This is a genomic window from Oceanobacillus caeni (genome assembly GCF_019037185.1).
Taxonomy (GTDB): domain Bacteria; phylum Bacillota; class Bacilli; order Bacillales; family Amphibacillaceae; genus Oceanobacillus; species Oceanobacillus caeni.
In genome coordinates, this window is record NZ_JAHHXM010000058.1 from 1 (window position 1) to 7639 (window position 7639).

The 7639-nt window shown below is 36.9% G+C and carries 8 protein-coding genes, 15 tRNA genes, 1 pseudogene and 2 riboswitches; of the genes and pseudogenes, 19 read left to right on the plus strand and 5 right to left on the minus strand.

Features of this window, described 5'->3' with window-relative positions; translation table 11 throughout:
* The first annotated feature begins 137 nt into the window (after positions 1 to 137).
* The 15 genes from KM885_RS17235 (at position 138) to KM885_RS17305 (ending at position 1622) form a co-directional block, all read left to right on the plus strand.
* Positions 138 to 213 (plus strand) — tRNA-Val (locus KM885_RS17235).
* Between the two features lie 21 nt (positions 214 to 234).
* Positions 235 to 311, plus strand: a tRNA-Met gene (locus KM885_RS17240).
* A gap of 6 nt (positions 312 to 317) precedes the next feature.
* Positions 318 to 391, plus strand: a tRNA-Asp gene (locus tag KM885_RS17245).
* Between the two features lie 6 nt (positions 392 to 397).
* A tRNA-Thr gene (locus KM885_RS17250) sits at positions 398 to 473 on the plus strand.
* Positions 474 to 488: 15 nt separating this feature from the next.
* Positions 489 to 561: transfer RNA gene (locus KM885_RS17255), tRNA-Lys, on the plus strand.
* 8 nt (positions 562 to 569) lie between these two features.
* Positions 570 to 658: transfer RNA gene (locus KM885_RS17260), tRNA-Leu, on the plus strand.
* Positions 659 to 666: 8 nt separating this feature from the next.
* Positions 667 to 741: transfer RNA gene (locus KM885_RS17265), tRNA-Gln, on the plus strand.
* A 104-nt stretch (positions 742 to 845) separates the two neighbouring features.
* A tRNA-His gene (locus KM885_RS17270) sits at positions 846 to 921 on the plus strand.
* A gap of 15 nt (positions 922 to 936) precedes the next feature.
* Positions 937 to 1010, plus strand: a tRNA-Ile gene (locus KM885_RS17275).
* A gap of 22 nt (positions 1011 to 1032) precedes the next feature.
* Positions 1033 to 1125, plus strand: a tRNA-Ser gene (locus KM885_RS17280).
* 20 nt (positions 1126 to 1145) lie between these two features.
* Positions 1146 to 1221, plus strand: a tRNA-Phe gene (locus KM885_RS17285).
* Between the two features lie 26 nt (positions 1222 to 1247).
* Positions 1248 to 1321, plus strand: a tRNA-Gly gene (locus KM885_RS17290).
* A gap of 11 nt (positions 1322 to 1332) precedes the next feature.
* A tRNA-Ile gene (locus KM885_RS17295) sits at positions 1333 to 1406 on the plus strand.
* Between the two features lie 60 nt (positions 1407 to 1466).
* A tRNA-Arg gene (locus KM885_RS17300) sits at positions 1467 to 1540 on the plus strand.
* A gap of 10 nt (positions 1541 to 1550) precedes the next feature.
* A tRNA-Asn gene (locus KM885_RS17305) sits at positions 1551 to 1622 on the plus strand.
* A gap of 31 nt (positions 1623 to 1653) precedes the next feature.
* Here KM885_RS17305 and KM885_RS17310 read toward each other — a convergent pair.
* The 3 genes from KM885_RS17310 to KM885_RS17320 form a co-directional block, all read right to left on the minus strand.
* On the minus strand, positions 1654 to 1875 hold the full coding sequence (locus tag KM885_RS17310) for a hypothetical protein (protein WP_060669266.1): 222 nt from the start codon (positions 1873 to 1875) through the stop codon (positions 1654 to 1656).
* Between the two features lie 125 nt (positions 1876 to 2000).
* Entirely contained in the window at positions 2001 to 2198 is a 198-nt protein-coding gene (locus KM885_RS17315) for a hypothetical protein (RefSeq protein ID WP_204798822.1), read from the minus strand.
* 106 nt (positions 2199 to 2304) lie between these two features.
* Positions 2305 to 2449, minus strand: a riboswitch (cyclic di-AMP (ydaO/yuaA leader).
* A gap of 38 nt (positions 2450 to 2487) precedes the next feature.
* Entirely contained in the window at positions 2488 to 2670 is a 183-nt protein-coding gene (locus KM885_RS17320) for a hypothetical protein (protein WP_047183626.1), read from the minus strand.
* Positions 2671 to 3390: 720 nt separating this feature from the next.
* On the opposite strand from KM885_RS17320, the gene ssuE reads away from it, so the two are divergent.
* On the plus strand, positions 3391 to 3930 hold the full coding sequence (gene ssuE, locus KM885_RS17325) for an NADPH-dependent FMN reductase (RefSeq protein WP_060669264.1): 540 nt from the start codon (positions 3391 to 3393) through the stop codon (positions 3928 to 3930).
* Between the two features lie 414 nt (positions 3931 to 4344).
* Here the strand turns inward: ssuE and KM885_RS17330 are convergent, their stop codons facing one another.
* Positions 4345 to 4707, minus strand: coding sequence for a hypothetical protein (locus KM885_RS17330; protein ID WP_216884318.1), 363 nt, complete (start codon positions 4705 to 4707; stop codon positions 4345 to 4347).
* A 246-nt stretch (positions 4708 to 4953) separates the two neighbouring features.
* On the opposite strand from KM885_RS17330, the gene KM885_RS17335 reads away from it, so the two are divergent.
* The 3 genes and pseudogenes from KM885_RS17335 to KM885_RS17345 all read left to right on the plus strand — a co-directional run bounded on the left by KM885_RS17335 (position 4954) and on the right by KM885_RS17345 (position 6558).
* Complete coding sequence (locus tag KM885_RS17335) at positions 4954 to 5610, plus strand: cysteine hydrolase family protein (RefSeq protein WP_216884319.1); 657 nt, start codon at positions 4954 to 4956, stop codon at positions 5608 to 5610.
* A 390-nt stretch (positions 5611 to 6000) separates the two neighbouring features.
* A pseudogene (locus tag KM885_RS18035) lies at positions 6001 to 6297 on the plus strand (Uma2 family endonuclease); the annotation flags it as partial.
* Positions 6298 to 6396: 99 nt separating this feature from the next.
* Positions 6397 to 6558 (plus strand): hypothetical protein, encoded by a 162-nt coding sequence (locus KM885_RS17345; RefSeq protein WP_165589225.1) that lies wholly within the window; start codon positions 6397 to 6399, stop codon positions 6556 to 6558.
* Positions 6559 to 6726: 168 nt separating this feature from the next.
* Here KM885_RS17345 and KM885_RS17350 read toward each other — a convergent pair whose 3' ends face one another.
* On the minus strand, positions 6727 to 7275 hold the full coding sequence (locus KM885_RS17350) for an ACT domain-containing protein (RefSeq protein ID WP_052771603.1): 549 nt from the start codon (positions 7273 to 7275) through the stop codon (positions 6727 to 6729).
* Positions 7276 to 7369: 94 nt separating this feature from the next.
* Positions 7370 to 7476, minus strand: a riboswitch (SAM riboswitch).
* Between the last annotated feature and the right edge of the window lie 163 nt (positions 7477 to 7639).

Below are 7639 nucleotides of genomic sequence, written 5' to 3' on the forward strand. Positions count from 1 at the left end.
TTGGTCAAGCGGTTAAGACACCGCCCTTTCACGGCGGTAACACGGGTTCGAATCCCGTACGGGTCACCATTTTCAAGAAAGGCATGTTAAGTACGCGACATCCTGTCGCAACACATGCACTGGTACTTCTGTGCGTCGGAGGATTAGCTCAGCTGGGAGAGCACCTGCCTTACAAGCAGGGGGTCACAGGTTCGATCCCTGTATCCTCCACCATTAATATTATCTAATAAATATCGCGGGGTGGAGCAGTCTGGTAGCTCGTCGGGCTCATAACCCGAAGGTCGCAAGTTCAAATCTTGTCCCCGCAACCAAATTATGGTTCGGTAGTTCAGTTGGTTAGAATGCCTGCCTGTCACGCAGGAGGTCGCGGGTTCGAGTCCCGTCCGGACCGTCATATGCCGGCCTAGCTCAATTGGTAGAGCAACTGACTTGTAATCAGTAGGTTGGGGGTTCAAGTCCTCTGGCCGGCACCATAAAATTACAAGTACGAGCCATTAGCTCAGTCGGTAGAGCATCTGACTTTTAATCAGAGGGTCGAAGGTTCGAATCCTTCATGGCTCATCACATCTGCCGGGGTGGCGGAACTGGCAGACGCACAGGACTTAAAATCCTGCGGTAGGTGACTACCGTACCGGTTCGATTCCGGTCCTCGGCACCATGAAGTATTGGGCTATAGCCAAGCGGTAAGGCATCGGGTTTTGATCCCGTGTATCCTAGGTTCGAATCCTAGTAGCCCAGCCAATTATTCGGGAAGAACTTAGTGGGCGAGAACGTATGGTTTATACCCGTGAAGATCATGGGTTAAATACCCTCTGCTGCTATCAGAAATACATAGTTATAAGATGGCGGTCGTGGCGAAGGGGTTAACGCACCGGATTGTGGCTCCGGCATTCGTGGGTTCGATTCCCACCGGTCGCCCCATTAATTATTTATGATGGACCCTTAGCTCAGTTGGTTAGAGCTATCGGCTCATAACCGATCGGTCGCAGGTTCGAATCCTGCAGGGTCCATTTGTAGAAACCATAATAACGTGGAGGTATACCCAAGTCTGGCTGAAGGGATCGGTCTTGAAAACCGACAGGCGGGTCAAACCGCGCGGGGGTTCGAATCCCTCTACCTCCTCCATACATAAGAGTAAATTAGTTGGCTCGGTAGCTCAGTCGGTAGAGCAACGGACTGAAAATCCGTGTGTCGGCGGTTCGATTCCGTCCCGAGCCACCATCTTATTTATAATATTGACACGATATGCGGGTGTAGTTTAGTGGTAAAACCTCAGCCTTCCAAGCTGATGATGAGGGTTCGATTCCCTTCACCCGCTCCATTATTGATAGTGGGCCTGTAGCTCAGCTGGTTAGAGCGCACGCCTGATAAGCGTGAGGTCGGTGGTTCGAGTCCACTCAGGCCCATTACTAACATATAAAGTGATTGGTGTTTCAAATTCCATACATGAGTATGTTAATATAAGTGCGCCCTTAGCTCAGCAGGATAGAGCAACAGCCTTCTAAGCTGTGGGTCAGAGGTTCGAATCCTCTAGGGCGCGTATAGATTATTCCACAGTAGCTCAGTGGTAGAGCAATCGGCTGTTAACCGATCGGTCGTAGGTTCGAATCCTACCTGTGGAGCCTTTTTATATTATTTGGAAATGAATTCAATTCATTTTTTTACTTCCCGAATCTCTTCGTATATTTCGGTTAATACAATAATTTCCTCAATTAATGGTTCGATACGGAATAGTACGTCATCATTAATGATTTCTTTAGCTTGAAATTCTATTCCTCTATATACATAGGAAGAAACGATTTGTGCTTTTATGTAAGATAATATTCGTTTTAACTGTTGTCCGACAATTAAGCAAAAGCCTGCAGTAACAACCATACTCATAATCTTCTTTAAAAGTCCTTTACAGATAATAAATCATATTTGTTTATCAATATCGCTTGAATGAATTCCTTATAATAACATCTGCATTCATTATTGCTTGAGTAATATATTTGTATCCTTCATATTCCATAATTACGGGCACCACTGAATTTTTCATAATCTGCGAGATGAATTAACTCTGTTTCCACATCGAATATTTTTATTACTGTTCTTGTTGTTGAACCAACAATCGAACTTAATAATATGACAACCTTTAGCAAGCTATAATGCCCAACTCTTATTGCACGTCCGGCTATGATTTTCGCACGGCCTCTCATTCTAGTACCTGATCCGATATTTTTAAACAAATTAAAACGTGTCTACAGGTTCATTCATTGTACATGATCTGTAGACACGTATTTTTTTGGACGCCACAAGCTTCACCATCCTTCTCCATAACGCTTACGAGGTTAGCTGTCGGATTCGGGCCATTGAGTAGCCCTACCTTTTTTAAAAAAGGATTCACCCCTTGGATTCCATTGAATCCAGATGGTTCCCCCGCACACAGAGGTTTCGGCGATTTAGAAATTGGAAACTTTGTTGGTGGTATAAGAGGATTTCTTTCTTTTAGGAAACTATGGCATGCAAGTAAGCTTCTTCGATTTGCTCTGAATCAAAGTCATTATAGTAAATCACTTCACTAAGATACTTGCACCCTTTCATATTCTTAAAAGCTTCATTTGCCTCTTCTTGATTATTAAACTCAAACATATGAATATCGTTTTGTTCATAAACAGTAATAACCCACATTAAAGTTCCCTCACTTTGTAATAATAATTTCACGTAAAATTTCCCAATCACTTCGCCAATAATGTAAAATCTTTCTTTATTTGATCAAACGAGGCCTATAACATCATCCCTCCCATTAGTGAAAATGACATTTATCAATCTTACTGTAACAAGATGATCATTCAATTTCAAGCGTTATTTATGAAAAAGTAAATAACTACTATTGTGTATTATTGTACTTCACTATGGTTAATTGGCTTATAAGGTTTTGACAAATTTGTTAAAGTGCTTTATAGAAAATATACAATTGTTTTAAGAATTAAGATCACTTGAAGCACGGATTATCATTGTTAGTTTAGATACGGTAAATGGTTAATTTTATATTCAGGGTAAATTGCGTTTAATGATTGGAAGACCCTGTTATAGAATTTCTCTATAAGTGAAAGGATAAAAAATTATAACCCATCCTATTGTTGTTAGTTTGGAAGAATGCTATACTTATATTCAATAGATAAAACCAAGTAAATTACTTAGTATACTTGTGTATGGTTCAAAAAAATAAAAAAAGTGGGTATAATACCGCCGACGGGTTTTTGTTAAGTATATCAGTTTTAGACGAGCAATATGATGATTATAGAAAATGTTATACTAATTTTAGAAGAAAAAGCTTTAGCAAACTATTAAACGTGGAATCCCTATTTGACCAGGGATCCCGCTTATCGAAAAGAAAGGGGAATGGGTGTGAGTGATATTGTCATTGTTTCGGGAAGTCCTTCTTCCATATCAAAATCGGAACGTATTCTTTACTATCTAGGTGACTTAGTAAAACAGGAAGGATTTTTGATTAAACATATATCAGTAAAAGGCGTGGATGCGAAGGACTTACTTTTTGGAAACTTCGAAAGCCCGGAAATTAAGGAGATTGCAAGACGATTAGGGAAAGCCAAAGGTGTTATTGTTGGGTCCCCAGTGTACAAAGCTTCTTACTCTGGTGTGTTAAAAGCATTATTTGATATCCTTCCGCAAGATGTTTTGCAAGATACTCCAGTACTCCCAGTGATGACTGGTGGCAGTCCGTCTCATTTATTAGCATTGGAATATACATTGAAACCCTTACTAGCATCGATGAAAGCTCAAAACCTAAAAGGACTTTATTTTCAGGATAGCCAGTTAGATATGACAAGTGACCATCTGATTGCTGATGAGTCCATGTTAAATCGAACGAACAAACAAATAGAATATTTCTTAGGGAAAATAAGACGGGAACAACCTGTTTTTTAATAAGGCCTACGATAATAACGAGCAAAAACGCTCAGAAAAAAATTAAATCTGAGCGTTTTTTGATTTTGACATCTGACATCCCTTTCCTTTAGTTTTTTGGAAGAATGCCATTAGTAATTATCCCCAATACCCTGTTTAAAATGTTTACACATAAATATACTGCTATACAAACGATTACAAGAAAAATTATGTATTTAAAGATTATATTTAAAAAATACCCAGAAACCAAATTTCCTCCGTAGTATATAAGAATGAAAGCAAAAAGGACTGCAACAAGATAGGAAGCCCCAACGCTAAAAATCTGAAACCATGTAAGTTCCTTTAAAATTTTTTATTTAAAAATGACATACATAATTATTATAATGGACAAAGTCGAAATTAAAATATCTTTCATAAGATTCCTTTACATAAAAGTCAATTTTTTATTTCTACTAAAATAGTGACAATGATACTACAAATGCTACTAACAGTACCCAAAGCCCCGATAACTATTACCGAAGTACTAGGAATCATAAAACCTACTGGAATAAGTCCTAAGAAAGTTAAAACTATAAAGACTTGATAAATAGTAGAAATAATTTTTACCGCAAGATTATTAAAAAATGATAAAATTAAAGGTGGTAAGAATAGTACTACGAGTATTCCTAAAGATATCCACAGAATGAATGGTTCATCGAAAGAAACAGTATTAGGACCGGTTGGATTTTTAGCAGCTAAAAATAAGGCAACAATAGCTAAAACCATAGTTAACAAAACCATAGAAACTCTTTTTACCATAACAAATACTCCTTTTAGATTAGTATTTAAATATAAAACACTCCACTTCTCCTTTATTAAAAAGTACCATACCCTACTATGTTTATACGTATTTCAAATCAAAATGTTTCATTTACAGTCAAAATATCGTTATTGCACTTGAAATAAATAGAAACCTTTGAACCTATATATCAGAATATTTCCATTTATATAGTGCCATCCGGTACAATGAATATATATGACGAAATAAAGTAAGGGGGAGGCCATTTGGATCTCAATAAAACCGCACTTTTATTAATGGATCTTCAAAAAGAAGAGGGAACTTCAGAAATTGAGGATATGGAAGGAATTCTTGATAACGCATCCGATCTTATTGAGGACTGTAGAGAAAAAGGGATACCTATTATCTATACGCGACATATTAATCGTGCGGATGCAGTTGGACTTGCGGCTGGTGAACCGTTAAACGAAAATGGTGAACCAATTTATTACCATTCTAAGTCTATTTCAATTGAAATTGTCGACGAAATTAAACCGGAACAAGGGGATATCATTATTGATAAACATAGGTACAGTGGGTTTTATGAATCTAATTTAGAACTGGTGCTTAAAAACCTTCATATTAAACATCTAGTCGTTGGTGGTGTTCTAACCGACTGCAGTGTGCTATCAACGGTAATGGATGCGTATTATCGTGATTATCAGGTAAATTTAGTGAAGGATATTTGTGGATCAACATCAGAAGGAGCTCACATGGCTTCCATTTTAATGATGGCCAATAGGGTATACAACCTACAAATCTATGATACAGACCAAATTAGGAAAATGCTGAATGATGAGGATTATGAAGTTTGGGAAACGGATGAACCAGATGAATTAAAATTCAATCCAGAAAATTTAAGAAAGACATTTTCAAAGCTGTAAAATAACAAGGGAAAGCAGTATGTAACAGGTTCAGTTATTATTAAAGTGATCTAAAGGAAGATGTTCAATGTTTTCGGTTATGATAATATGTTGATAGTATAAGCTGAAATGAAGGATTTAATGGTCATTCCGAATGAAAAAGAGAAATATTCATATGCCGATTATCTAACATAGGATGAAGGTAAAAGGTTTGGGTTAATTGATGGGGAACTTTTTATATGTTCCTGTCCCTTCACGTAGGCATCAACAAGTTCTCAGGGAATTATCTACGGCTTTTTCAGTCTTTCTCCAAGAAAAGGAATGCGAAGTATTTTTTGCGCCTTTCGATGTACGATTATTAGTGGATAACAAAGAGGACGATGATATAAATAATGTAGTCAACCCGATTTATATGTTGTAAGTGATCAAGAAAAGCTTGACGACAGGGGTTGTAATGGAGCCTCAGATATGATCATCGAAATACTTTTACCTTCATCTGTTAAGTTAGACCGTTGGAAGAAATATCAGCTTTACGAAAAAGCAGGAGTAAAAGAGTGTTGGATTGTTGATCCGGTTAACAAATCTGTAGAAATACATCTTTTAATTGGTAAACAATACAAATTTCAAGGAGTCTTAACAAAAGGTGATAATATTTCCGTTAATGTTTTAACAGGTTTGAAATTAGACCTAAATCAAATATTTGTATAGTCCTTGGACCGTTTCATAATTTCTGTCACGCGTACAAAGGTGGCAATAAGAGGAGATGCCCCCTGCATAGATGAATGGGATTAATGAGGAGGACAGATGATGGATAACCAATATTTTGTAGGATGGGGTACACTTGCTTTGATAAACGCTGCACTTGCACAAGGGAAGAATAGAACGGGATTAAACTGGTTTTTGCTCTCTCTTGTATTAGGTCCATTGGCAACACTAATTTTGTTATTTGTTGAAAAGAGAGAACAGTAGTACTAAAATGATAATCTCCAATACCTGTAAGAACAGATGAATATTCAAACCTTTTACAGGTTAAAGAATGTTTCAAATAAGAGTCAACAGTATAACAAAAAGGAAAAGGACCATCTAATAGTCAAAACACTGATTAATTAGATGTCCTATATTATCTAACACATATGATCAAACCGAAACACCAGCAAAAAATTCACGATGAAGAGCCGCAACAGCTTTTGGTTCATCATGAGCCTTTACACCTAATACTAAACTTATCTTGGATGAGCCATGACTCATATGTATCATTTCAATATTAATTTCTTTTTTTGCAAGAACATTCGCTGCTCTGGTAATATTGTCTACATTATGATTCATCTCTCCTCCAATTAGCATAATTAGCGCAAGATTACGTTGAATAGTCACTTTATCTGCTGAAAGCTCCGAACTAATCCTCTGAATCAGTTCACATTCTATCTCCTGATGTAATTGATTTTCATGTAAAATAAGGTTAATAGTATCGACACTAGACGGTATATTTCTGTAATAAAGTTGAAAATCCTCAAGCATCTGAAACAACTTTCTTTCAAACCCAACTTCTTTATTCATTCTATACTTGCTGACATAAATACTGCAAAAATTATTGTCACTAGAAATTTCAGCTATGGATGCGTTTTTATTTCCATCTACTAACGCTTTTGCAACTAATGAACTTTCACTATGTTTTTCATTCGCCATCGTATCAGCCCCTTATAGTCATTCACTTTTATACCAAAACACAAAAAGACCTCTTCTACATAAATAAGAAGAGGTCTTAAATCTTTCTGTCCTCCTCTTATCTTCCAGAAATTAATCTGCAGAAATTAGCACCTTTTCAAGAAAAAACTTGAAGGTTGCCGGGCTTCACAGGGTCTGTCCCTCCGCCACTCTTGATAAGAGTTATTAAATATTGGTTATTTAGCTATTTTGGAAAATATATCATAAATGTATTCCCCTGTCAATCCTAATTATCTTTAAGTTTACCTTTTTTTCCCCTATAAGAACATGTTTTCGTCATATTGAGATTCTTTAGGGAAAACTTTTTGCAGTTTCAATGAAGAAG